22 protein-coding genes and 1 tRNA gene are annotated in these 23,369 nt (G+C 62.5%); 14 read left to right on the top strand and 9 right to left on the bottom strand.

The window, feature by feature from the left end; genetic code table 11:
- Positions 1–78: 78 nt before the first annotated feature.
- Positions 79–672, top strand: coding sequence for a GNAT family N-acetyltransferase (locus FHS92_RS10910; RefSeq protein WP_184080519.1), 594 nt, complete (start codon positions 79–81; stop codon positions 670–672).
- 21 nt (positions 673–693) lie between these two features.
- On the opposite strand, the gene FHS92_RS10905 is transcribed toward FHS92_RS10910, so the two are convergent.
- The 4 genes from FHS92_RS10905 to FHS92_RS10890 all read right to left on the bottom strand — a co-directional run bounded on the left by FHS92_RS10905 (position 694) and on the right by FHS92_RS10890 (position 4,061).
- On the bottom strand, positions 694–1,629 hold the full coding sequence (locus FHS92_RS10905) for an L-lactate dehydrogenase (RefSeq protein ID WP_343056719.1): 936 nt from the start codon (positions 1,627–1,629) through the stop codon (positions 694–696).
- Between the two features lie 214 nt (positions 1,630–1,843).
- A tRNA-Glu gene (locus FHS92_RS10900) sits at positions 1,844–1,918 on the bottom strand.
- A 103-nt stretch (positions 1,919–2,021) separates the two neighbouring features.
- Positions 2,022–3,788, bottom strand: a complete 1,767-nt coding sequence (recJ, locus tag FHS92_RS10895) for a single-stranded-DNA-specific exonuclease RecJ (RefSeq protein ID WP_184080515.1) — start codon at positions 3,786–3,788, stop codon at positions 2,022–2,024.
- A gap of 99 nt (positions 3,789–3,887) precedes the next feature.
- Positions 3,888–4,061: a DUF465 domain-containing protein gene (locus tag FHS92_RS10890; protein ID WP_184080513.1), complete on the bottom strand. Its 174-nt coding sequence runs from the start codon at positions 4,059–4,061 to the stop codon at positions 3,888–3,890.
- Between the two features lie 280 nt (positions 4,062–4,341).
- Between FHS92_RS10890 and FHS92_RS10885 the strand changes: the two genes are divergently transcribed.
- On the top strand, positions 4,342–5,286 hold the full coding sequence (locus FHS92_RS10885) for an ABC transporter ATP-binding protein (protein ID WP_184080511.1): 945 nt from the start codon (positions 4,342–4,344) through the stop codon (positions 5,284–5,286).
- Positions 5,283–6,065 (top strand): ABC transporter permease, encoded by a 783-nt coding sequence (locus tag FHS92_RS10880; RefSeq protein ID WP_184080508.1) that lies wholly within the window; start codon positions 5,283–5,285, stop codon positions 6,063–6,065. Before FHS92_RS10885 ends, FHS92_RS10880 begins: the two co-directional genes overlap by 4 nt.
- A gap of 123 nt (positions 6,066–6,188) precedes the next feature.
- Here the strand turns inward: FHS92_RS10880 and glpX are convergent, their stop codons facing one another.
- From glpX to FHS92_RS10865, 3 genes are all read right to left on the bottom strand, one after another.
- A complete protein-coding gene (gene glpX, locus FHS92_RS10875) occupies positions 6,189–7,187 on the bottom strand; it encodes a class II fructose-bisphosphatase (protein WP_184080506.1) in 999 nt (332 codons plus the stop codon).
- 88 nt (positions 7,188–7,275) lie between these two features.
- Positions 7,276–8,571 carry a homoserine dehydrogenase gene (locus FHS92_RS10870; protein WP_184080504.1) on the bottom strand — a complete coding sequence of 432 codons (1,296 nt, stop codon included), beginning with the start codon at positions 8,569–8,571 and terminating at the stop codon, positions 7,276–7,278.
- A 51-nt stretch (positions 8,572–8,622) separates the two neighbouring features.
- On the bottom strand, positions 8,623–9,450 hold the full coding sequence (locus FHS92_RS10865) for a hypothetical protein (RefSeq protein WP_184080502.1): 828 nt from the start codon (positions 9,448–9,450) through the stop codon (positions 8,623–8,625).
- 295 nt (positions 9,451–9,745) lie between these two features.
- Between FHS92_RS10865 and FHS92_RS10860 the strand changes: the two genes are divergently transcribed.
- The 5 genes from FHS92_RS10860 (at position 9,746) to FHS92_RS10840 (ending at position 12,888) form a co-directional block, all read left to right on the top strand.
- Positions 9,746–10,393 (top strand): energy transducer TonB, encoded by a 648-nt coding sequence (locus tag FHS92_RS10860; RefSeq protein ID WP_184080500.1) that lies wholly within the window; start codon positions 9,746–9,748, stop codon positions 10,391–10,393.
- 93 nt (positions 10,394–10,486) lie between these two features.
- Positions 10,487–11,248, top strand: a complete 762-nt coding sequence (locus FHS92_RS10855; protein WP_184080498.1) for a MotA/TolQ/ExbB proton channel family protein — start codon at positions 10,487–10,489, stop codon at positions 11,246–11,248.
- A 123-nt stretch (positions 11,249–11,371) separates the two neighbouring features.
- Entirely contained in the window at positions 11,372–11,863 is a 492-nt protein-coding gene (locus FHS92_RS10850; protein WP_184080496.1) for an ExbD/TolR family protein, read from the top strand.
- 25 nt (positions 11,864–11,888) lie between these two features.
- Positions 11,889–12,314 carry an ExbD/TolR family protein gene (locus tag FHS92_RS10845; protein ID WP_184080494.1) on the top strand — a complete coding sequence of 142 codons (426 nt, stop codon included), beginning with the start codon at positions 11,889–11,891 and terminating at the stop codon, positions 12,312–12,314.
- Positions 12,315–12,570: 256 nt separating this feature from the next.
- Positions 12,571–12,888, top strand: coding sequence for a PilZ domain-containing protein (locus tag FHS92_RS10840; protein WP_184080492.1), 318 nt, complete (start codon positions 12,571–12,573; stop codon positions 12,886–12,888).
- A gap of 80 nt (positions 12,889–12,968) precedes the next feature.
- Here the strand turns inward: FHS92_RS10840 and FHS92_RS10835 are convergent, their stop codons facing one another.
- Entirely contained in the window at positions 12,969–14,708 is a 1,740-nt protein-coding gene (locus FHS92_RS10835) for an ABC transporter transmembrane domain-containing protein (RefSeq protein ID WP_246351961.1), read from the bottom strand.
- 308 nt (positions 14,709–15,016) lie between these two features.
- Between FHS92_RS10835 and FHS92_RS10830 the strand changes: the two genes are divergently transcribed.
- A complete protein-coding gene (locus tag FHS92_RS10830; RefSeq protein ID WP_184080487.1) occupies positions 15,017–16,240 on the top strand; it encodes a polyhydroxyalkanoate depolymerase in 1,224 nt (407 codons plus the stop codon).
- 20 nt (positions 16,241–16,260) lie between these two features.
- On the top strand, positions 16,261–17,244 hold the full coding sequence (locus FHS92_RS10825) for a dipeptide epimerase (protein WP_343056718.1): 984 nt from the start codon (positions 16,261–16,263) through the stop codon (positions 17,242–17,244).
- Here FHS92_RS10825 and FHS92_RS10820 read toward each other — a convergent pair.
- Positions 17,241–18,416 (bottom strand): mechanosensitive ion channel family protein, encoded by a 1,176-nt coding sequence (locus FHS92_RS10820; RefSeq protein WP_425506245.1) that lies wholly within the window; start codon positions 18,414–18,416, stop codon positions 17,241–17,243. The genes FHS92_RS10825 and FHS92_RS10820 overlap by 4 nt on opposite strands.
- Positions 18,417–18,556: 140 nt before the next feature.
- On the opposite strand from FHS92_RS10820, the gene FHS92_RS10815 reads away from it, so the two are divergent.
- The 4 genes from FHS92_RS10815 to FHS92_RS10800 are packed head-to-tail and all read left to right on the top strand — an operon-like array spanning position 18,557 to position 23,338.
- Positions 18,557–19,222: a peptidylprolyl isomerase gene (locus FHS92_RS10815; RefSeq protein WP_184080484.1), complete on the top strand. Its 666-nt coding sequence runs from the start codon at positions 18,557–18,559 to the stop codon at positions 19,220–19,222.
- A 19-nt stretch (positions 19,223–19,241) separates the two neighbouring features.
- Positions 19,242–19,652 (top strand): hypothetical protein, encoded by a 411-nt coding sequence (locus tag FHS92_RS10810; RefSeq protein WP_184080483.1) that lies wholly within the window; start codon positions 19,242–19,244, stop codon positions 19,650–19,652.
- Between the two features lie 60 nt (positions 19,653–19,712).
- Entirely contained in the window at positions 19,713–22,028 is a 2,316-nt protein-coding gene (locus FHS92_RS10805) for a TonB-dependent receptor (RefSeq protein ID WP_184080482.1), read from the top strand.
- Positions 22,025–23,338 carry a PepSY-associated TM helix domain-containing protein gene (locus FHS92_RS10800; protein WP_184080481.1) on the top strand — a complete coding sequence of 438 codons (1,314 nt, stop codon included), beginning with the start codon at positions 22,025–22,027 and terminating at the stop codon, positions 23,336–23,338. Before FHS92_RS10805 ends, FHS92_RS10800 begins: the two co-directional genes overlap by 4 nt.
- Positions 23,339–23,369: the final 31 nt, after the last annotated feature.

Below are 23,369 nucleotides of genomic sequence, written 5' to 3'. Positions count from 1 at the left end.
GTTGTTTTAAGCACCCGGCAACGGTCCTCCCACTTCCCTGCGAGGAGAGCATTGCCTCCGAACACAAAGGATATGCCCATGAGCGGCGCCGATTTTGCCCTTCCTGCTGATCCGCTACCCGATTGCCTGCCGGGCGAGCCTGACTGGAAGGGGTATCTCACCACGCGGTCGGGCTTTGAATTTTTTGTCCGGCCCGCGACGTCGGGCGATCAGGCGGCTCTGGCTCGATTCTTCGACCATGTCACTCCGGCTGATTTACGCTTTCGTTTTCTTTCGTCCGTGCAAAGGGTCGGCCAGGATCAACTCGAAGCGATGACCGATTACGACCATCGCACGACAGAGAATTTCCTGGCCTATGACAAGGATCGGACGACGGTGTTCGCGGCGGCCATGCTGGTGGCCGATCCTGCGTTGGAACGGGCCGAAGTCGCCATGGCGATCGTACCCGATTACAAGAATCGCGGGGCCAGCTGGACGTTGCTCGAACATGTCAGTCGTTTCGCCCGGGCTAAGGGCATAAAGACCCTTGAGGCCATCGAAAGCCGGGACAATCACGCCGCCATCGAACTCGAACGGGAAATGGGTTTCACGGTAACATCCTGCCCGGGAGACGCCACGCTGATGCTTGTAACAGCAAGATTGGAGGACGCGACCCAGCCCCCCCGCAAATGAGGGACATCGGGCACTCGCTCCTTATGCGCCCCGATCCAGCGCGTGCTTCGCCGTACGGAGCATGTTCGCGGACGCGATCAGGGCGGCCGTCTCGCTCTGGCTCAGATGCGGCGTCAGTACGCGTTCAACGCCCGTTTCCCCCAATATGCAGGGCAGGCTCAAATACAGGTCCGTTATGCCATATTGGCCCGTCAGCAGTGTCGATACCGGGACAACCGCATGCTCGTCGCGCACGATGGCCTCGCAAATTCGCACGATGGCCGTGGCAACGCCAAACGAGGTGTAGCCCTTTCCCTCGATGATTTTATAGGCCGCTCCCCGCACTTCCTCTGCCAGGTCCGCTGCGTTCGGACGAGTTCCCGCTTCGATGCTCTCAAGCGCGACACCGCCGATCCGCGCGATGGAAAGGGCCGCGACGGAGCTGTCGCCATGCTCGCCGATCATCAGGGCGTCAACAGAGGAAGCAGCGACATTGAGGCGCGCCGCTATGGTCTGCTGCAAACGGCTGGAGTCGAGCAACGTGCCGGTTCCGATCACGCGATGCCCGGGAAAGCCGGAAACGTCTTTCGCAACCCATGCCATGAGGTCGACGGAATTAGCTGCAACGATCAGCAGACCGTCGAAGCCAGCGGCGACCAGGTCCCGAATGCAGGATTGTACGATATCGGCGCTCCGTGCTGTGACGGACAGCCGGCTTTCGCTGCCATGGGTCGCGGCCCCGGCGGTCAGCACCGCGATTCTGGCGGAGGCGGCATCGGCAAAATTGCCTGATCGAACATGGGTAGGCCGCGCCAGTACCCCAGCGTCGGAAATGTCCATTGCCTCCGCTTCAGCCAGCGCTTCGTCGCGGTCGATCAAAATGATTTCCCGGAACAGGGCGCGCAGCATCAGTGCGTAAGCTGTCGTGGCGCCCACATGACCGGAGCCAATGATTATTATTCGGTCCTGGTCCTGCACTGTTGGCTCCCGGTTGGTCCATCCTCGTTGTCCGTGTGGCTGTCTGCTGTGTCGGGTGCGCGGAATAATTCGCCGTATAGCACATGATCGTGCATCTCTTCGACTTTCCGGCATGGGTGCAACGGACCGAAGACGGTCATCAACGTGTACTCGCACGGCTGGGTCGGTGTGCAGACAGCTTGCGAGCGGCCGCGGCGGTTCAAATGTGCTGATATGGTGACCCCAACGGGAATCGAACCCGTGTTTCAGCCGTGAAAGGGCCGCGTCCTAACCGCTAGACGATGGGGCCGGGCAGGTGCTGACACCTGCGAAGCGAAGGCGGCATTAGGGCGATTGGCGGGTCCGGTCAACCCATCGGCGGCAAAAAAGCGGAAGCCGCGCGGACGGCTGCGTCAGCCCGCCCAAGCGGCGTCGTCGATGTGCATTTCCGCCGCCCGTCGGCCGCCCCAGTCATCAATCTTCGCGCGCCCGGCAAGCCACAGGCGCCGGTCGCGGGACGCTCCTAGCAGCGCCTGGCCTAGCGGAGCTTCGGCCTGGCGAAAGGCGACGGCCTTGAACGACTTGCCGTCATCACCAGCCACTACGAGGCGCAGATGGTTAGTGCCGACGACATCGGCCTTGATGACGCGCAGCAGGCCAGTTACGATACGGGGCGCCGGCCATCCGGTGCCATAGGGGCCACCGGCGTCCATCGCCTCTACCAGACCGGCGTTGACGCCTGCGGGGCTAACCATCGCGTCGACCAGCAGGGCGCGCTGCTCGCCAGCCCGCGCGACGTCGCTCGCCAACCGGTCGTCGAGATAGCGGTGCAGGGCGTCGACCTTGCCTTCTGCAATGGTAAGTCCGGCCGCCATGGCGTGTCCGCCTCCCGCAACGAGCAAGCCTTCATCCTTCGCAGCAAGCACGGCTGCGCCAAGATCGACGCCGGTGATCGAGCGTCCCGAGCCTTTGCCGACGCCATCCTCGTCCAATGCGACCACGAGGGCAGGGCGGCCGAATTTTTCCTTGAGCCGACCCGCGACGATGCCGATGACGCCCGGATGCCAGCCTCGCCCGGCAACCAGCAGCACAGCCGCGTTGCCCTGCGTTTCGGCGAGGCGCTCGGCTTCTTCCTGTACGCTTGCTTCGATCGCGCGGCGCTCGGTGTTGAGGGCGTCGAGTTCAGCGGCCAACGCGCGGGCCTCGTCTTCGTCCTGCGTCGTGAGCAGGCGAACGCCGAGGTCCGATTTGCCGACGCGACCGCCCGCGTTAATGCGCGGCCCCAGCGCGAAGCCGAGATCGTGGCATAAGGGTGCGCGCGTCAGGCGGCTGACCTGCGCGAGCGTGGCGAGACCGATGTTGCGGCCCTGCGCCATGATCTTTAGCCCCTGCGCCACAAAGGCGCGGTTGAGGCCGCGCAGCTGCGCGACATCCGCCACGGTGCCGAGCGCGACGAGATCGAGCAGGTCGAGCAGGCGTGGTTCGGGCCGGTCGGCGAACCAACCCGTCTTGCGCAACTCGCGGACGAGGGCCGCGCCCAACAGGAAAGCGACGCCCACGGCGGCCAGATGTCCGTGCACCGCCGCATCTTCGCCTTCGTCGAGCCGGTTGGGATTGACGAGAGCATGGGCGACGGGGAGGGCGGTCGCGCATTTGTGATGGTCGACGACGATCACGTCAACGCCCGCACCACGCGCCGCGTCCAGTGCGTCGAACGCCTGCGCGCCGCAATCGACCGTGACGACGAGGGTCGACCCGCTGGCGCCCAGCCGGACCAGCGCCTCGCCGGACGGGCCATATCCCTCCATCAATCGATCAGGGATATAATAGCCCGCTGCGAGGCCCAGTTCGCGCAGCAGGCGGATGAGCAATGCGGCGCTGGTGGCTCCGTCAACGTCATAGTCGCCGAAGATCGTTACCGTCTCGCCGGTCATCACCGCATGAGCGAGCCGTCGGGCTGCCGTGTCCATATCGCGGAAGATGGACGGGTCGGGCATGAAGCCGCGCAGGGTTGGGTTACGGTGCGCTTCGACATCCTCGCGTGCGCAGCCCCGCGCCATCAGTAACTGGGCGACCAGATCGTCGGGCCGCAGATCGCCGTCTCGCGTGTCGCCATTGCCGCCACGCCAGTGCCAGCTTTGCCCGAGAATGGAGGTGGGGATGCGGGGAATGATGGACATGGCCCCCGTGTTAGTCGGCACGGGCAGGGAGACAAGGGAAAAGAGAAACGCCGGGCGGAGCCTGGGGGGCAGAGGGAGCGCTCCGCCCGGCGTCGCGCACTAGCCGCCCGAGGGCAGCGGCGCTATCCGGTACAGCCGATCCTTGATCGCCAGCCGGAGTTTCTTTAGGCGGAGCAGCCGGATATTGTCGGGAAAGCGGCGTTTCAGCTCCCGTCGGATCTCGTCATCAAGCCGTTTGTGCATGACACTCAGGCGATAGACAAAAGCACTCATATTGGTCCTCCAATCGATAAATATCGATCGGGTCACCGGGCGGTAACGGAGAATTGTCCGAGCCTGCACCGGTTACCCGATGCGGTCCGACATCACGAAGGTTCCCGAGGGGAAACCCGCGCCAGAGGGGCCCGGTCCGCTCTTCTATGATGGGATCGCTCGCGGAAAGTTCAAGAGGCGGGCGCAGCGAATTCCATTTTTCAATTCGCCTTGCAACCGCTCGCTATTGGATTACCTAGGGTTTGACCTGTCCATCCTTCAATATCCCGGAAAAACATCTATGCCCCCCGTCATCCGCGTTGAGGCACTTACCAAGGCCTATGCATCCGGCCATGTCGCGCTTGATGCGGTGGATCTCGACATTCGCGAGGGCGAGATCTTTGCGTTGCTCGGGCCAAATGGGGCAGGCAAGACGACGCTTATCAGCGTTATCTGCGGGATTGTCACGCCCAGCGGCGGGCGGGTGCTGGTACGGGGGCACGATATCGTCCGGAATTATCGCCAGACGCGCACCGACATCGGGCTGGTGCCGCAGGAATTGCACACCGATATGTTCGAGACGGTGATCAATACGGTGCGATTTAGCCGGGGGCTGTTCGGCAAGGCGCGGAACGACGCGCTGATCGAACGCATTCTTCGTGACCTGTCGCTTTGGGACAAGCGCAAGGCCAAGATCATGGAACTGTCCGGCGGCATGAAGCGCCGGGTCATGATCGCCAAGGCATTGAGCCATGAACCGCGCGTGCTGTTTCTCGACGAGCCGACGGCGGGTGTCGACGTGGAGCTGCGCCGCGATATGTGGGAGCTCGTGCGGCAATTGCGCGAGACCGGCGTCACCATCATCCTCACGACCCATTATATCGAGGAAGCGGAGGAAATGGCCGACCGGGTCGGGGTCATCGACAAGGGGCGCCTCATCCTTGTGGAGGAGAAGGCGACGTTGATGCAGAAACTGGGCAAAAAGACGCTGACCATCCATCTGGCGCAACCGCTCGATGCCATTCCGCGCGAACTGGATGACTGGGAACTGAGCCTGCATCACGACGGGCATGAACTGGAGTATCTGTTCGATACGCGCGCGGAGCGGACCGGCGTGTCGGCCCTGCTGCGTACGCTGGGCGACATCGGCCTCGGCTACAAGGATCTCAACACGCGGGAAAGTTCGCTGGAGGATATTTTCGTGAAACTGGTCCATACGCCGCAGAGCGATGAGGTGGCGGCATGAGCGTGCAGGGAAGAGGCGTCAACTGGCGCGGTATCGCCGCGATTTACCGGTTCGAGGTGGCACGGTTCGGGCGGACCATTCTCACCAGTCTGATGACTCCCGTGATTACCACGTCGCTCTACTTTATCGTGTTCGGATCGGCGATTGGATCGCGGATGACGGAGATCAACGGCATTCCCTACGGTGCGTTCATCGTACCAGGGCTCATCATGCTGTCGATGTTCCAGGAAAGCATCTTCAACGCCAGCTTCGGCATCTACATGCCGAAATGGAATGGGACGATATACGAACTGTTGTCCGCGCCGATGTCGGCGATCGAGACCGTGGTGGCCTATGTCGGTGCAGCAGCGACGAAATCGATGCTGCTCGGCCTCATCATCTTCGCGACCGCGCATCTGTTTGTGAGCGTCGAGGTGGCGCATCCGCTCGCGATGCTCGCGTTCATGGCGCTGATTGCCGTCAGCTTCTGCCTGTTCGGGTTCATTCTGGGGATCTGGGCGCAGAATTTCGAGCAGTTGCAGGTCGTGCCGCTGCTGGTGATCATGCCGATGACGTTTCTGGGCGGCGCCTTTTATTCGATCCACATGCTGCCCGAGCCATGGAAGACGGTCACCCTGTTCAATCCGGTGGTGTATCTGATCAGCGGGTTCCGCTGGACCTTCTTTGGCGCCGGCGATGTGAGCATTGGCCTGAGCCTGGGTTTCGTGGCGCTGATGCTGCTGGTGTGCGTCGGGCTGGTGGTATGGATTTTCCGGACCGGCTATCGGCTGAAAAAATAGCGGCGACCTGAACCAGATCGCCGCTCTTTGAATTTGCTATCCCGGTCTAGGCTGGGATCGTGCCTTATATTCCACCTTCGCCTAAGACCGCAGCCTGCGCTGGGATGACGCCGTGGCCGAACTTCAGACGTCCTTGCGGTCGAGGCGGTGCTCGCCCTTGATCCAGCGGACCGTGCCGGAGCTTGCGCGCATCACGACGCTGTCGGTGGTCATGACGCCGCCCGGCATGCGCTTCACGCCGCGCAGGAGCGAACCGTCGGTGACACCGGTTGCGGCGAAGATACAATCACCCTTGGCCAGTTCCTTGAGATCATAGACCTTGTCCAGATCGGTGATGCCCCATTTGTAGGCACGGGCCTTTTCGTCGTCGTTGCGGAACAGCAGGCGGCCCTTGAACTGGCCGCCGACGCAGCGCAGCGCGGCGCAGGCGAGCACGCCTTCGGGAGCACCGCCCGAACCCATGTACATATCGATGTTGGTTTCCGGATTGGTGGTCGCAATGACGCCCGCCACGTCGCCATCCGGGATCAGCATGATGCCGCAACCAATGGCGCGCAGCTCGCCGATCAGCTTTTCATGACGCGGACGATCGAGCACGCACACGATGATTTCGGATGCGGGGCAGCCCTTGTGCGCCGCCACGGCTTCTACATTTTCCCGGACCGATCGGTTCATGTCGATGATGTCGTCAGGATAGCCGGGACCGACCGCGAGCTTTTCCATATAGACGTCCGGCGCATTGAGCAGGCCGCCTTCTTCCGAGATCGCCAGCACAGCAAGCGCGTTCGGGCCGGCCTTGGCGGTGATGGTCGTGCCTTCGAGCGGGTCGAGCGCGATATCGATGCGGGGCCCCTTGCCAATGGCGTTGCCGACCTTCTCGCCAATATAGAGCATCGGTGCTTCGTCGCGCTCACCCTCGCCAATGACGACGGTGCCGTCCATATAAAGGTCATTGAAGGCAAGGCGCATGGCTTCGACGGCAGCGGCATCGGCGGCTTTCTCGTCGCCCCGGCCGATCAGCCGCGAGGCAGCAATGGCCGCGGCTTCGGTCACGCGGACCATCTCCATGACCAGAACGCGGTCCAGTATGGAACTTGCCTGCACGGAATTCGCGTCTGCCATGTCGTCATCCTTGTCTTGCTGCACGTGCGTCGTGCGATAGGGAGGGGCACGGCACTTGTCGAGACCGCGCCGTGGTTAACCGTCGCATTTAGTCGAGAATGTGCATCACCATTGGCGCACCCGTCAGGCTTTCCGAGCCAGAGAGGCGCGCGAGCGTGTCGATGACGCAGCTTTCCGCGCTGGCATGGGTCACGATGACGACGAGCACGCCGTCCTCCTGACTCGCGCCGCGCTGGATCAGGCTCTCGATCGAGACGCCCGCGTCGCGCATCGCCGTGGCGATTTCGGCGAGCACGCCGGGGCGGTCCTGCACCGTAAAGCGGACATAGGAGCGGCCTATGCGCTTGCCAGCGTCGGCCTTGGGCTGCCGAGCGAGGGAGCTGACGGGCATGGCGAAAGGGTCGCCATATTCGTCGCGGGCGACATCGATGAGATCGGCGACGACGGCCGAGGCGGTCGGCCCATCGCCCGCGCCCGCGCCCTGGAAGAACAAGCGCCCGACGAAATTGCCGTCCGCGACGACGGCGTTGAGCGCCCCATCTACGTGCGACAACGGGTGGTTGACCGGCACCAGCATCGGATGCACGCGCTGGAACAGTCCGTTGGCGCTGTTCTCCGCCATGCCCACCAGCCGGACGCGGAAACCCAGCGCGGCGGCCTCCGCAATATCGGCGGCGATCACATGCCGGATGCCGGTGATATCGACGTCGGCAAAGTTCAGTTCTGTGCCGAACGCGAGGCTGGCGAGGATAGAGAGTTTGTGGGCTGCATCCACGCCGTCGATGTCGAAGCTGGGATCTGCTTCGGCATAGCCCAGATCCTGCGCGTCCCTGAGTACGTCGCCGAAGCTGCGGCCGGTCCGCTCCATCGTGGTGAGGATATAATTGCAGGTGCCGTTGAGGATGCCATAGACACGGCTGATCTCGTTCGCCGCCGCGCCTTCGCGAAGCCCCTTGATGACCGGGATCCCGCCCGCCACCGCTGCTTCATATTTAAGGGCGACGCCCGCTTTCTCCGCAAGGCCCGCAAGGCCGAGGCCGTGATGCGCAAGCATTGCCTTGTTGGCCGTGACAAAGGGCTTTCCTGCACCCAACACCGCACGGGCGAGGGTGAGGGCGGGGCCGTCCGCTCCGCCGATTAGTTCCACCACGACATCGATGTCATCGCGGGTCGCGAGCGCCATCATGTCGTCCACCCATTCGAAGCGGGAGAGGTCCACGCCGCGATCCTTCGTGCGGTCGCGCGCGGAAATGGCGACGACCTCGATTGGACGACCGGCGCGCCGGGTAATCAGCGCCTCGTTCGTCTGCAGCAGACGGATGACGCCGCCACCCACTGTTCCCAAACCAACCAACCCGAGGCGCAAAGGCCGCTCACCGCTCATAGTGCTTCCGTTCGTGATGTCCCCGACAGGAATGCCCTGTCGGGGAACCCGCTACAGCGTGCGCTCGCAGGTGCCAAGTCCCTCCAGTACGAAAGCGTAATCGCGCTGGACCGCCTCGGCATCCAGCACAGCCAGCGTGCGGACGGATTCCGGGGGGAGCTGGCGTGGCAGGCCACAGGCCAGCCGATACCAGAGCAGGGTGTTATGCGACGGGGGAACGGCTGCCTCGTCAACCACTTCGCCGAGCGACACGCCCCAGTGCGGCGCCTGATCCGGCCGACGAATGATGGAGAGGGAGACGGGGCCACCGCCCTGCGTCTTGAGGAAGATTTGGGTTTCGCTCTCTCCCGCAACGGTGCCGGTTACGTGGAAGGCATCACCGACCGCGGAGACGGGCGGCGCGGCGCCGGACGCGAGAACCTCGGTGGTGATCGCGCGGACGATAGCCTCGCGCTCGGAACGCCATTCCATCTGCGCGTGGCGGGAGAGGAGCTGGACCGTGTCCGGCGTTTTGCCGGGCAGGGCGAACAGCAGCACCTGCTGCTTGCGCAGTTTCGGTACCCGCCCGGCAGCGTTCAGTGCGACATCAGCGAGATAGCTGATCCGCGGCGGAAGGCCGCCTTCGCCGCGAATCAGTGTGCCCACCTGCGCGCTGACCAGCATGCGTACGAAGCCAGGAGGCGGCGTGCCCCCAACCCCGCGCTTGAGCGTTTTCGCATTGATGACCTGTGCTTTTATGACAAGTGGTGCTGACGTTACGAAATGCGCGAAATCCGCGTAAGTGGGCGATTGCGGGGATAGGGGCGCTGTATTCGACGTGGTGGAAACTTGCGCCGAAATGGTTGTAATCCCGGAGATTACAGCCAAAAAAAGGCACATGGTTGCCACTCCTGCAGAGCGGACGACATGGGCGCGCGATGGGGAATTTTTCATTTTTCTCACTTGTTGCAACGATAACACAGGCAAGCGGTTTTGCACTTTATTAACCTCAAGACCAGAGGCGCCCGATAAAGCGTTTGCGTCATGCCACCGGTCGCGATAGGAAGGCTGTCAAATATACGAATATCGTGAAAAGGGGCCAAAAGGCTGCGGGGTCATTCCCACATTCTTTCGGCCTTGTTTCATGATACGATCCCAACCGTTATTGAGTTGTTTTAAGGAGTGTCGTTGCTGAATGGCCTATGCTGACCACTCACAGACGTCGAGTCGTACTATCTCGCTCGTTATCGTCGCTTTGATTCATATTATTCTGGGCTATGCGTTCGTCACCGGCCTTGGCATGAAATATGTCAAGAAAGCGGCAGAACAGCTGAACGTTATCGACGTCGCGGAAGAACCGCCGCCGCCCGATGAGGAACCGCCGCCGCCGCCGCCAGACCAGAATGTACCGCCGCCTCCGGTTGTGTCACCTCCGCCGATCGTTCAGACGCCGGTTTCCGCTCCGCCCATTCAGACGGTGCCGACACCTCCGCCGGTGTACATTCCGTCGCCTGCGCCTCCTCCTCCTGCGCCTCCCGCGCCGACCATCAGCAAGGCGGCGGGCGCCAAGGGTAACCCGGCGAATTGGGTGTCTTCGGACGATTATCCTGCATCTTCGCTGCGCCGTGAATCTCAGGGTACCAGCGCGATCACTTGGGAAATCAACGAGCAGGGACGCGTCGAAAATTGCCGTGTGACGTCATCCAGCGGCGACGCTGACCTTGACGACGCAGCATGCAAGGCGATCTCGCGGCGTGGCCGGTATTCGCCTGCGGTGGATCAGAATGGCAATCCCATTCGGTCAACCCAGTCCCGGCGCATCGTGTGGCGTCTGCCTGAGTAAGGTTTTTCGAACAGTCGCCTCCTGGTCGTAATCGATCAGCAGGCGGCGGTCCGGTTTTTTAGATAATGATGATTTGTAGAGGGAATTGTTGAAATGTTCATCGCACTCGCCGCTGCAGCCGCACCCAACGCTGCCAATGAAAACCCCTATGGTCTGATGGCCGCACTGGAGGAAGGCGGCCTGATTTCGCAGACCGTTTTCGGTATCCTGTGTATCATGTCGTTCTTCTCGTTCTTCATCATGTTCACCAAGCTCATCGAGCAGCAGAAGATCATGACCCAGGCGAAGAAGGTCCGTGGCTCGTTCTGGCGCGCGGCGACCCTGAAAGAAGGTTCGTCCAAGCTGGAAAAGAACTCGGCCTACAAGCAGCTCGTCGATGACGGCCTGCTGGCACAGGAACAGCATGGCAAGCTGACCGATCCGGTCGAGGCGCATGACTGGATGCATGGTTCGCTCGCCCGTTCGGAAGCAGCGATCAACTCCAAGCTGGGTACCGGTCTCGCGTTCCTTGCGACCGTGGGTGCGACGGCGCCGTTCATCGGTCTGTTCGGAACGGTTATCGGCATCTATCGCGCTCTGATCAAGATTGGTGCGTCGGGCCAGGCATCGATCGATGCCGTCGCCGGTCCCGTTGGTGAAGCGCTTATCATGACCGCGCTGGGTCTGGCCGTGGCCGTTCCCGCGGTGTTGGCGTACAACTGGCTGCAGCGCCGCAACAAGTCGATCCAGGAAGACCTGCAGGGCTTCACGGTCGACCTGCTCGGCTATCTGGTGTCGAACGGTCAGGTGCGCCCGACCGTTGTTGCCGCACCGGTTGCGGCTGCCCGGCCTGCTGCCGCTCCTGCGAAAGCCTGAGCTAAAGCCTGATCCGGGAGGGCGTGTGGGGGATCTCTGCCAAGCTGACAGATACCCACCGCCCTCGGTCTTAAACGACGACCGGACATGTAAAAAATTGTGATTATGTTAGGATACTGATCGATGGCAATGAGCGTTGGATCCGGCGGTGGCGACGAAAAGCCCATGTCCGAAATCAACACGACGCCGCTCGTCGACGTCATGCTGGTGCTTCTCATCATCTTCCTGATCGCGATTCCGGTCGTGGTTCAGACAATCGATCTGAAGCTGCCGAAAGTGGCGTTCGAAGTGACGACGACGAAGCCGGAAAATGTCTCCCTCTCGGTTACGAATGATGCCAGCGGTGTGTGCCAGGTTTACTGGAACCTGACCCGGGTCGATTCCAACGAGCTGCTTGACCGTGCGGTCGCGAAGCTCAAGTCGGATATCGAAAAGGCGGGCGGCGTTGCCAACCTGAAGCCTGAGGATCTGCCCGAAGTGCATATTCGTGGTGACGTCAACACGCCGTGGCGCTGCGTGGCGGGGGCCATTTACAACATGCAGTTGGCCGGCTTCCCTAAGGTGGGCTTCATTTCGCAGCCCGATCCCGGTTCCATTAAGGTCCAGCGCCTTTAAGTCAGGCACTACAGGAGTTTATGTTATGGCCATGAGTGGCGGCAGAGACGACGGTGAGCCGATGATGGAGATGAACACGACGCCGTTGATCGACGTCATGCTCGTTCTTCTCATCATGTTCATCATCACCATTCCGATCCAGACCCACGCGGTCAAGATCGACCTTCCCCAGAATGCCCCGACGCCGCCCGATGTGGTGGATCCGGTGCGCAACAAGCTCGCCATCGACGCAGCCAGCCAGATCACCTGGAACGGCTCGCCGATCGACAAGCTGACGCTGCGCCAGTATCTGGACGCCTCGCTGCGCCTTCCGGTCGAACCGGAACTGCAGTTCGCACCGGACAAGCAGACGCGTTATGTCACGGTTGACGAGGTCCTGGCTGTTATCAAGCAGTCTGGCGTGACCAAGCTGGGGTTCGTTGGCAACGAGCAATATCGCTCTTTCCAGTAAAAGCGACGTCACAACGCTATTTAGAAGGGGGCCGGTTTTCGGCCCCTTTTTTGCATCAATTATCTATGGGCCGCCTGGCGACGGAAGTATGTGCGACAAGTGAGGGCGGGCCTAGACGCACGGATGGCAGCGCGACGTTGGGTGCCGTGCGGGGGCAGGACCCTGACATCGACCACCGGTTCACAGAGCTCCTTAACCAATTCCTTACTCTACTATTATATCGATTGCTTTTCCGAGAGGTCAGGCGTCGCGTAGAATGTCATATGTCGATAAACCGGTAGCTGAACGCGAGGACGCCCGCCGTTTCAATCGGCATACCGTACTCATCGGCGTAAAGCTGCGTCGTCCTGGCGAGACCTGGTTCACCAGCCGGGTAACTGACCTGACCGAAAGTGGCTTCCGTCTCCAGAGCTTTATGAACCTGTCCCCGGGCATGACCATTTGGGTCATGTTTTCAGGTTTCGAGGGCCGCCGCGCGACGGTGACATGGGTCCGCGCCCATGAAGCGGGATGCACATTCGACACCCCCCTTCACACCGCCATCTTTGATCACATCGTGCGGATGGGCCGGTAAGCGCCATCGATTGCCCGTTGTCGGGTTGTTCGCGCCCTAACCCAGGAAGGGGCAGGGAATTGTTCGCGTGCGGGAACGGCTCAATGGGCCGGACTGCCATCCGCCGAAAACTGCATGCCCGCGAGGCGTGCATAAAGACCGTGCTGGGCCATGAGTTCGGCGTGTTTGCCCTGTTCGACGATACGCCCCTCGTTCATCACGATAATGCGGTCGGCGGACTGGATGGTCGACAGACGGTGGGCGATAACGATGGTCGTGCGTCCCTGCATCAGCCGGTCGAGAGCATCCTGCACCAGCCGCTCGGATTCGCCGTCGAGAGCGGATGTGGCTTCGTCCAGCAGCAGGAGCGGTGTGTCGCGGAGCAGGGCGCGGGCAATAGCTACCCGCTGGCGCTGGCCGCCGGACAGCCGTGCGCCATTTTCACCCAGGAACGTGTCCAGCCCTTCCGGAAGGGCACGCAGGAAGGTTTCCGCGTTCGCCGCCCGTGCCGCCGCCCAAATTTGGTCATCGGTGGCGTCCCACCGGCCATAGCGCAGATTGTCGCGCGCCGACGCGGCAAAGATGATCGTTTCCTGCGGGACCAGCGCAATGCGCTGCCGGGCGTCGGCCGGATCGGCATCAGTCAGCGCGACACCATTCAGCAGGATGCGGCCCTGATCCGGATCGTAGAAGCGCAGGGCAAGCTGGATCAGCGTGCTTTTGCCTGCGCCTGACGGGCCGACGACGGCGACGCGCTCGCCGGGTTGAACGTCGAGGGTGAAATCCCTGAGCGCTGCGGTATCCGGGCGGGACGGGTAATGGAAACCGACATGATCGAACTGCAGCCGCGCGCCGCCACTGCCCGCCGGGATGGCGACCGGACGAGGGGGAGGTGCGATCTCCGCCTCCACCTGCATCAGTTCCGCGAGCCGGCTTGCCGCGCCTGCGCCGCGCAGCAGGTCACCCCAGGTTTCCGTCAGCGCGCCGAACGCTCCCGCGACCAGTCCGCCGGTCAGCACGAACGCGGCAATGCTCCCGCCTGACAGGCGACCCGCCGCAACATCGATCGCGCCCTGCCACATAATTAGGGTGATCGAACCGAAGATGAGAAAGATGACGATGGCCGTCATAAACGCGCGCATCGTGATGCGGCGAAGCGCGGTGGCAAAGCCGCTCGTCACGGCATCGCGGAACCGCCCGGCCTCGCGCTCTTCCTGCCCGAAGGCTTGCACGATGCGCATCGCGCCCAGCACCTCGGCCGTCATGCTGCCTATATCGGCGAGCCGGTCCTGGCTGCGCCGTGAGAGCGCACGCAGGCGACGGCCGATGAGGATGATGGGCAGGACGATCAGCGGAATGCCGAGCAGCAGCATGGCCGTCAGCTTGGGCGCGAGCGTGAACAGATAGCCGATGCCGCCGATGCCGGTCACGACGTTGCGCAGAGCCACCGACACGGTCGTGCCGACCACCTGCTCGATCACTGCCGTATCGGATGTCATGCGCGAGGCGATTTCCGACGGACGGTTTTCCTCGAAAAAGCGGGGCGGCATGCGCAGCAGGTTCCGCTGCACGCCCATGCGGATATCGGCGACCACACGTTCGCCCAGCCAGGAAACGAAGTAGAAGCGACATGCTGTGGCAAGCGCCAGCACCACGACGATCATCATCAGATATTGGAACCAGCGGCCAATATCGGTGGGGACGCCCGCTCCGCCAAATCCGCGGTCAATGACGAGCTTGAACCCGCTAGGAATGGCGAGCGTCGCGGCCGAGGCGATCAGGAGGGACAAGGCCGCCGCGCTCAATCGGCCAGGATAATGCGATGCCGCCTGCATGACCATCTTGAGGCTGCCAAGCGATGGCTTTGCCTGCGCTGCGTCCTTCCCGGTGGCGGCCCGTCCGCCCGGCGACAAGGGGGCTGGCGAAAGCGGAGCGGCGGGCGCGGTGTCATCCATTCCCGGGCGCTTAGCAGTCCGGTCACCATGTCTCAATCCCCCAGCCGAAAAGCGACGCTCATCGGGAGACCTGCGGGAAACGGAACATTCTGGTACAGATATATTTTTTTGCGTTGCAGTAAGGATACAAACAGGCTTTTGTAGCATATAGAAAGAACGAGATTGGATAACAGTCGCAACAGGTGGCGTAGCTGATGCTTTACAATGCTTACGAATTACAGCGCAATTTACTCGCCGGCGCCAGCGCATGGGCCACAGCGGGCGCGGAAATGCTCAATCATCCGGCCAATCCGATGTCTTATTTCGGCGGCGGTCCCATTCTCGCTTCGGCTCTGGAGGTGTTCGCACATGCAGCAGCGCCCCGTGGCAAACCTGCGTTCGATCTGCCGACGACGGTGATCGATGGGCAAGAGGTTGCCGTTACAGAGGTCGTCGAGCAGCGCAAGCCGTTTGGCCAGCTAAAGCATTTCGTTCGTGAGGGCGCCCCGGCAGGGCAGCCCCGGCTCCTGATCGTCGCTCCCATGTCTGGGCATTACGCGACGCTGCTGCGGGGCACGGTCGAGCGGATGCTGCCCGGCCATGACGTATGGATTACCGACTGGCGCGATGCACGTAGCGTGCCGATGAACGACGGGCATTTCGATCTCGACGATTATGTCGATTATCTGATCGACTGGCTGGGACATATCGGTCCGGGCGCGCACATGCTGGCGGTGTGTCAGCCTTCGGTGCCGAGCTATGCGGCCGCGTGCATCATGTCACAGACGAAGAACCCGAATCGCCCCCGCACGCTGACGATGATGGGCGGGCCGATCGACACGCGCGAAGCTCCCACGGTGGTCAACACATTGGCCACCGAACGGCCGATTACCTGGTTCGAGCAGAATGTGGTGGCGACGGTGCCCTTTCCCTATCCGGGTGCGGGTCGGCGGGTGTATCCCGGCTTCATGCAGCTGGCGGGGTTTATGACCATGAACCTGGGCAATCACATGATGAGCCACTGGGAAATGTTCAAGCACCTCGTCGATGGTGACGAGCAAAGCGCGGACGCGACCAAGGAGTTTTACGACGAATATCGTTCGGTCTGCGATATGACCGCCGAATTCTATCTCCAGACCGTGCAGGAAGTGTTCCAGAAGCACAGCCTGCCCAAGGGCGAGCTGATGCATCGCGGCGTGCGCGTGGACCCGGCGGCGATTACCGACATCGGTCTGTTGGCGATCGAGGGTGAGCGCGACGATATTTCCGGTCTGGGGCAGACCAAGGCCGCGCTGAAGATCGCGACCGGTCTCCCTGAAGAGCACAAGCGCTATTTCATGGCGCCTGCCGTGGGGCATTATGGCATCTTCAACGGCAGCAAATGGCGCAATCTTATCGCGCCGATCGTCGAAGAGTGGATCCAGAGCCATGGCGGCTGATCTCTCGGCCTGATTTACCGGTGAGCGGACCTCATCTCGTCTCCGCGCTGGTCGAACGCTGGCCGGTGGCGGGGGCGTTCACCATCGCACGCGGCGCGAAGACCCATGTCGACGTCATCGTCTGCACCGTAGCCGGTGACGGTTGTGAGGGGCGGGGTGAAGGCACCGCGATCTATTATCATGGTGAGACGGCGGAGGGCTGTGCGCAGGCGATCCGCGATTACGCGGCGAGCGCAGGGCCGCTCGACCGGCTGCGGTTGCAGGCCGAGATGCCGCGCGGTGCAGCGCGCAACGCGCTCGATTGTGCGCTCTGGGATTGGGAGTCGAAGCGGGCGGGCCAGCCGGTATGGGCTCTCGCCGGGCTGGACCGGCCCGTTCCCTTGCCGACCGCTTTCACCATCAGCGTAGCCGATCCCGCGCGGATGGAGGAGGATGCGCGGGCGGCTTGTTCGCGGGGCTTTCGCCTGCTCAAATGCAAGCTGATGGGCGAGGGCGATGTGGCCCGTATTGCGGCCGTTCGCGAAGGGGCGCCTGACGCGCGGCTGATCGTTGATGCCAATGAGAGCTGGGATGAGCTTGATCTGGTTGCGCAGGCGCGCTCGCTTGCCGACCTGGGTGTCGAGATGATCGAACAGCCGGTTCGGCATGGCCATGAAGCGCGGCTCGCGGGGCTGTCGCCGCCGGTGCCGTTTTGCGCGGATGAAAGCTGCCAGGACCGGGCAGACCTGCCGCAGCTTGCCGACTTCCCTGCGATCAATATCAAGCTCGACAAGGCGGGCGGCCTGACCGAGGCCCTGGCGCTACGGGCGGAAGGGCAGGCGCGCGGCCACCGGATAATGGTCGGGTGCATGCTGGGCACATCGCTGGGTATCGCTCCCGCGTTTCTGGCGGCGCAGGGCGCGGAATGGGTGGATCTGGACGGAGCGCTGCTCCTCGCCGAGGATCGACCCGGTGCCCTCGTCATGCGCGACGGGTTGCTCTGGCCCGGATCGCTCTGGGGCTAATCACTTTTTATCGACGTCACATAGGCGCCGTCCAGATCGGGATAAGGATAGATCATCCGACCGTCGGGCGCGGCGGTGAAGCTGGTCTGCGTGGGATAAGCAAACTCGATCTTTTCGTCCGCAAACCGTTTCAGGATTTCCACGGCGATCCTGTGCCGGGTCTTCGCAACATGCGCAAAATCGGGTTCGTAAACGTCGAACAGGCACTCGAAGTCGATGCTGCTCGCTCCATAGGCGGTGATGCCCGAGCGGACGAAACGGCCGCCATGCGCATTGACGATCTCTTCCAAGAGCGCGGGAAGTGTCTCGAGCACCTCAGACGGGGTCTGATAGATGACCCCGAACGGCAGCGCGATGCGGCGGTGGTCGAGTTCCTGAAAGCTGCTGATTTCCTTCTGGAGCAGATTGGTGTTGGAGATGATCTTCTTTTCGCCGGTGAGTGCGCGCAGGCGCGTGCTTTTGAGCCCAATCCGCTCCACAGTGGCGATCGTTTGATCATACTGGATTGTTTCGCCCCGCCGGAACGGTTTGTCGAAAATGATCGAGAGCGCCGCGAACAGATCCGAAAAAATGCCCTGCGCGGCCAGACCGATCGCGATGCCGCCGATACCCAGACCCGCAACCAGACCGGTGACGTTTACGCCCAGATTGTCGAGCACGACCACCGTTGCGATGGCGAACAGGGCGACCGTGACGAGAATCCGGATAATTCCCATCGCATTACTGAGCGTTTCGGCATGGCCGTTCTCGCCGGTGCGGCGCTCGATGAGCGCGAGGATGAACTCGCGCACCCAGATCGCGACCTGAAAGACCGCGACCACAGTGAAGAGGAAGCGGATCGTCGTCAGCAGCAGGGCGGGAGGATCGGCATAGCCCGCCACCAGCCGGGCTGAGACGAGAATCATGAAAAGATGTGTGGTTCTAGTAAAGGTGCGCCCGATCACCGTAGCGAAACTGTGCTCGTCGCCGGGTCGGTTCTTGAGCCGACGAAGCTGGCGACGCGCCACACGCAGAGCGAGATAGATCAGCGTTCCTGCCGCGATCGCGATGATCATCTCGATGAGGTTCGCGTCAAGCCAGAGACGCACCTCCTCACCCATGGTCGAGAGGTTATAATGCTGCCACGGCAGCGGATGTTTTACGGAAATCAGCGGAGCGTTGGCGGCAGACATGCAGTGATCCTGGATGATTCGACACAATGCACCCTATCGGGCGGCTTGCGCCGTTCAACGTTTTCATGCGCCGGACGGTTGCCCGCGCCCGCACGCTTTGGCAGGGTAGAAAGGGGAATTGTCGTAGATTGAGGTGCATTATGGTCCGACCCGCCGTTTTTCTGCCCCTGTTGGCTATGATCGCGGGTGGGCCAGTGGTGGCGCAGACGCAGCCTGTGCCGTCGCCGGTTCCGGAAGCGGTCGCGCCGCAGCGCGCGCCGGCTCCCCGTCCGGCAACGGTGAAGGTGAGTCTCCAGACGAGCGAGGGGCCGATCCTGCTGGAACTGGAAAAGGAGCGCGCACCCGTCACAACTGCCAATTTCCTGCGCTATGTCGATCAGAAGCGGCTCGATGGCACGACCTTCTACCGCGCGCTCAACCTCGCGCCGGGCTATGGGCTGATCCAGGGGGGACTGCGCAACGATCCGCGCAAGCTGTTCCCCCCGGTCGCGCATGAACCGACGAGCAAGACCGGGGTTTCTCATGTCGATGGCACGATTTCCATGGCGCGTAACGCTCCCGGATCGGCGACGGCGGACTTTTTCATTGTATTGGGCGAGATGAAGAGCCTTGATGCGGACCCCGCCGCGCCCGGTGACAATGCGGGCTTTGCGGCATTTGGGCATGTGGCCGAAGGGATGGACGTTGTGAAGCGTATCCTCGCCGCGCCGATATCGCCGACTGCGGGGGAAGGGGCGATGAAGGGGCAGATGATCGCTGCGCCGGTAAAAATTCTTTCTGCGCGAAGGGTGACAGCCATGCCTTAGGGGTTTACAGGCGCGTTCCGTGACCGGTTTGCGCATCTGGACTCGCCAGCAGCGATGGCTCGCCATGATGATCATGGCGCTTGCCTTGTGCGTGAAAGCGATCGTGCCCACCGGCTATATGGTGGGGAGCGGCGAGCGTACGCTGGTCGTCCAGCTCTGTTCCGACGGACTGAGCAAGGCGATGACGACGCGGATCGCTATTCCAATGGCGCCCATGTCCCAGCATCAACAGGACAAGCAACGCGGTGGCGACAGCCCCTGCGCGTTCGGTGCGCTGTCGATGGGTGCGCTAGGCGGGGTCGATGCGCCGCTGCTGGCAGATGCCCTGCTCTTTATTGTTGCGCGCGGCTTTGCCCCCGTCGTCGCCCTGCCGCTGGAACGGCTGCACCATGTGCGGCCACCTTTGCGGGGACCCCCCGCGTCCTTCTGACACCCCTCCCGGTCGCCGCATTCGAACGGTGGCCCTTTCGTGTTTCAGAAGGATATTTTCATGGCTTGCTCTTTCACGCGCTGCGGCGCGTCGTTGCTGGCGCTCACCTGCGCCCTTCTTCCTGCCCTTGCTTATGCCGATGAAGCCGACCCTGATGCCTCTCCCTCGATCATCGTCGTCGGACAAAAGGACGCCCCGATCGAGATCGAACCGCGCGGTCTTTCCGTCAGCCTGGGTGACGAGCAGTTCAAGGCGGTCAATGCGTTCAATACCGAAGACCTGATGAAATACGCGCCGGATTTCTTCGTGCGCAAACGTTACAGCGGCGACAGCAACGGGGTTCCGGGATTTCGCGGCACGCACTCGACCCAGAGCGCGCGAACGCTCGTCATGGTCGACGGGTTCGTGGTGTCGAACTTTCTGGGCAATTCATTCAGCTTTGCACCCAAATGGGGTGTGGTCGGGCCGGGTGAGGTACGGCAGTTCGACATCGTCTATGGCCCCTATTCCTCGCGCTATGCGGGCAATTCGATGGGCGGGATCGTCAATATCTCGACCCGCGATCCGGAAGAGACTGAGGCATTCGTCACAGTGCAGGGTTTCGTGCAGCCCTATCGCCAGTTTGCCACGCGGGATGATTATGCGGGCTATTCCGGCGAGGCCGGTTTCGGCTGGCGACAGAAGGATGGGCCGTTTTCGGTGCGGGTCACGGCGCGGCATTTCCGCAATGACGGTCAGCCGATGACGTTTCTCGGTCTGGTTGACCTCCGCCGTGCACCCAGCGCCTCCGAGTCGGTTGTGACGGGCGCGCTGGTCGACCCACAGCAACTGCGTGCTGCGGCGGCCGGCACGCAGATCCCGAATTCACCGGGCACCGCCGAAAGCCCGATTTTCGCCGCGCAGTCGCCCGCCGCGATCACGCAGGATCAGGCAAAGATCAAGGTGGGCTATGATGATGGCGCGATCAAGGGTCAGTTCCTGTTCGCCTATTGGCATAATCTGGACAGCCAGACCGCGCCCGACTGCTATCTGCGAAATGCGGCGGGAGGGATAGTATGCGACGGGGTCGTGAGCCTGGGTGGCAAGGCCGATCGCGCATCGGGGGCAGTGTACTCCCGCACGATCCGGGATGAATATCTTGCCGGGCTGAAACTGGCCGCGCCGGTCAGCGATGGGCTCACGGCACGGCTGAATCTGTCGACATACCAGATCGCGAAATCGGACGGATATACGTCCAGCTCTTACACCACAGGGCAGACGGGCGGCGCAGGCACGCTAGCGCGGCAGGGACCGACCGGATGGTTGACCGCGGACGCGATGCTGGAGGGCAAGTGGCGCGCGTTCGAGCTGTCGGGTGGGCTTACCGCCAACCGATACTGGACGGACCTTGTCCGCTCCAATGTGCCGCACTGGCGGGACGATGCGGGCGGAGTGTTTTCCACTCGCACATTCGGCCGAACACGACAGCTTTCGGCATGGACCGAGGCGCGCCTGCCGCTGGACGCACTGACGCTGACACTGGGCGTGCGCTACGACAATTGGCGTGCCTTCGGGGGCGGCTTGATCGGAACGGTCACGGACAGACGCTATCCGGCGCGCAAGGACGATGCCGTCAGCCCCGCCTTTTCGGCAGAATACCGCTTTGGCGATGGCACCGTGGCGCAGGTGAGCCTCGCGACCGCGACCCGCTTCCCCACGGTCGGCGAACTGTTTCAGGGAAGCCTCAACGGCGACGGGACGTTCAACGCGCAGAGTTTCGACCCCGGTTTGAAGCCGGAGCGCAGCCATGACGCCAATGTGCTGCTGGTGCATGATTTCGGAACGCTCAAACTTACCGGCTCTCTCTTTTACCAGCGGGTCAAGGATACGGTGTTTTCCTTCACCGGCTTCAACCAGAATGGCGTGACGACCAGCAGCTTCAAGAACATCGACCGGACGCGGCAGATCGGCGCGGAGCTGATCGCGGAGGTGCGGGACTGGCCGGTCGATGGCCTGAACATCGATGCAAATGCGGCGCTGATCGATTCCAAGACGATCCGAAACCGCGCGGCTCCGGCAGCGGAAGGCGTGCAATTTCCACGTATCCCCCGTTGGCGGATCAACGCCAACCTGCGCTACGCCATCACGCCCGCGCTCGATGCATCACTGGGGCTTCGTTATGCGAGCCGACCCAATACCGACCTGTTCGGGAAGCAGCGCGGGGATACCTTCGGATATACGTCGGAGCTGTTCGCGCTGGATGCGCGGGCGAACTGGAAGTGGAACGAGCATTTCCGCGTCTCTGCGGGGGTCGACAACATCACGAACGATCGCGCCTGGGTGTTTCACCCCTATCCGCAGCGCACGTTCCTGATCGAGGCGGGATGGACATTATGAGCGAGCAACAGTCGGCGGCGCGCACCGCATTGTACCGAACGATCTGGCGTTGGCATTTCTATGCCGGGCTGTTCGTCATGCCCTTTATCCTCATCCTGTCGCTGACCGGCGCATTCTATCTGTTCAAGCCGCAGGTGGAACGATGGGAAGAGCGCGCCTTTCAGGGGCTGCCGGTCGAGGGGGCGGTATCCCCCAATGTGCAGCTCTCCGCCGCGCTGCATGCCTTCCCGGGCGCGCGCTTCCACAGTTACCGCCTGCCCGAGCGGAGCGGCGATGCCGCGATGATCCACCTCGCTCTGGAGGATGGCGAACGAATGCGGGACGTGTTCGTCTCGCCGCAGGGGAAGGTGCTGGGCAGCCTCGACCCTGAAACCCGATTGATGGAGGTCGACAAGACCATACACGGTAGCCTGCTGTGGGGCAGGACAGGAAGCTGGCTCGTGGAGCTGGCCGCCTGCTGGGCGATCGTGCTGGTGTTAAGCGGCCTCTATCTGTGGTGGCCGCGTGGAGGCGGTCTTGCCGGAGTATTATGGCCGCGTCTCCACAAGGGGCGTCGGCAATTTTGGCGGGATCTCCACGCGGTCACCGGCTTCTGGGTCGCCGGACTGGCGCTCGTCCTGCTCACCACGGGGCTTCCTTGGGCGGGCGTTTGGGGCGATGCGTTCAAATGGGCGCGCGCCGAAACGGGCTTGCTGCATGGCAAGCAGGACTGGACCATCGGCGGCCATGCCGAGCATGACCACAACGCCATGCTCGCCATGGAGGCCAAGGGAGTGCCGTTGACATCCCTCGGGCAGATCGTCGCCAAGGCAGAGCGCGAACATCTTGCCTTTCCGGTGGTGATCCAGGCGCCGGGAGCAGCCATGGCATGGACGGTGAAGTCCGATGCGCAGAACCGCTCGCTCCGCACAACGCTGAGTTACGATATGACTGATGGCCGACTGCTTGCGCGGGAGGAATTTGGCGACCGGCATGTGATCGACCGGGCGGTGGGCTACGGCATCGCGTGGCATGAGGGGCAGCTGTTCGGCTGGATCAATCAGCTCATTGGCGTGCTGACCGCTATGGCGCTCATAACGCTGATGATCTCCGGCTTTGTCTTGTGGCGCAGGCGCAAGCCGGAGGGCGGGCTGGGTGCACCGCCCGCGTCGAACGTCCCCGCGCGGATCGGCGGGGTGACGGCGATCCTGCTGGTTCTCGCCGCGCTCATGCCGTTGCTTGCTGCCTCGCTGGCCGTACTCGTTGTGCTGGAGAAAGTCGTGTTGCCGCGCATGCCCAAGATTGCGCACTGGCTGGGCGTCCCTGCATGACGGGGCGGGTCCGCTCGTGTAGAGAAGCGTG

Source organism: Sphingobium subterraneum, assembly GCF_014199435.1.
Lineage (GTDB): Bacteria > Pseudomonadota > Alphaproteobacteria > Sphingomonadales > Sphingomonadaceae > Sphingobium > Sphingobium subterraneum.
The sequence above is the reverse complement of the archived record's forward strand: the minus strand, read 5'-3'. Positions and strand labels throughout refer to the sequence as shown.

What these genes read in the sequence shown, in the direction of transcription:
- FHS92_RS10910 (WP_184080519.1), top strand. Translation starts at nt 79, where the DNA reads ATGAGCGGCGCCGATTTTGCCCTTCCTGCTGATCCGCTACCCGATTGC.
- recJ (WP_184080515.1), bottom strand. Translation starts at nt 3,788, where the DNA reads ATGTCCATCATTCCCCGCATCCCCACCTCCATTCTCGGGCAAAGCTGG.
- FHS92_RS10890 (WP_184080513.1), bottom strand. Translation starts at nt 4,061, where the DNA reads ATGAGTGCTTTTGTCTATCGCCTGAGTGTCATGCACAAACGGCTTGAT.
- FHS92_RS10885 (WP_184080511.1), top strand. Translation starts at nt 4,342, where the DNA reads ATGCCCCCCGTCATCCGCGTTGAGGCACTTACCAAGGCCTATGCATCC.
- FHS92_RS10880 (WP_184080508.1), top strand. Translation starts at nt 5,283, where the DNA reads ATGAGCGTGCAGGGAAGAGGCGTCAACTGGCGCGGTATCGCCGCGATT.
- glpX (WP_184080506.1), bottom strand. Translation starts at nt 7,187, where the DNA reads ATGGCAGACGCGAATTCCGTGCAGGCAAGTTCCATACTGGACCGCGTT.
- FHS92_RS10870 (WP_184080504.1), bottom strand. Translation starts at nt 8,571, where the DNA reads ATGAGCGGTGAGCGGCCTTTGCGCCTCGGGTTGGTTGGTTTGGGAACA.
- FHS92_RS10865 (WP_184080502.1), bottom strand. Translation starts at nt 9,450, where the DNA reads ATGTGCCTTTTTTTGGCTGTAATCTCCGGGATTACAACCATTTCGGCG.
- FHS92_RS10860 (WP_184080500.1), top strand. Translation starts at nt 9,746, where the DNA reads ATGGCCTATGCTGACCACTCACAGACGTCGAGTCGTACTATCTCGCTC.
- FHS92_RS10855 (WP_184080498.1), top strand. Translation starts at nt 10,487, where the DNA reads ATGTTCATCGCACTCGCCGCTGCAGCCGCACCCAACGCTGCCAATGAA.
- FHS92_RS10850 (WP_184080496.1), top strand. Translation starts at nt 11,372, where the DNA reads ATGGCAATGAGCGTTGGATCCGGCGGTGGCGACGAAAAGCCCATGTCC.
- FHS92_RS10845 (WP_184080494.1), top strand. Translation starts at nt 11,889, where the DNA reads ATGGCCATGAGTGGCGGCAGAGACGACGGTGAGCCGATGATGGAGATG.
- FHS92_RS10840 (WP_184080492.1), top strand. Translation starts at nt 12,571, where the DNA reads ATGTCATATGTCGATAAACCGGTAGCTGAACGCGAGGACGCCCGCCGT.
- FHS92_RS10835 (WP_246351961.1), bottom strand. Translation starts at nt 14,708, where the DNA reads ATGGTCATGCAGGCGGCATCGCATTATCCTGGCCGATTGAGCGCGGCG.
- FHS92_RS10830 (WP_184080487.1), top strand. Translation starts at nt 15,017, where the DNA reads ATGCTTTACAATGCTTACGAATTACAGCGCAATTTACTCGCCGGCGCC.
- FHS92_RS10820 (WP_425506245.1), bottom strand. Translation starts at nt 18,416, where the DNA reads ATGTCTGCCGCCAACGCTCCGCTGATTTCCGTAAAACATCCGCTGCCG.
- FHS92_RS10815 (WP_184080484.1), top strand. Translation starts at nt 18,557, where the DNA reads ATGGTCCGACCCGCCGTTTTTCTGCCCCTGTTGGCTATGATCGCGGGT.
- FHS92_RS10805 (WP_184080482.1), top strand. Translation starts at nt 19,713, where the DNA reads ATGGCTTGCTCTTTCACGCGCTGCGGCGCGTCGTTGCTGGCGCTCACC.
- FHS92_RS10800 (WP_184080481.1), top strand. Translation starts at nt 22,025, where the DNA reads ATGAGCGAGCAACAGTCGGCGGCGCGCACCGCATTGTACCGAACGATC.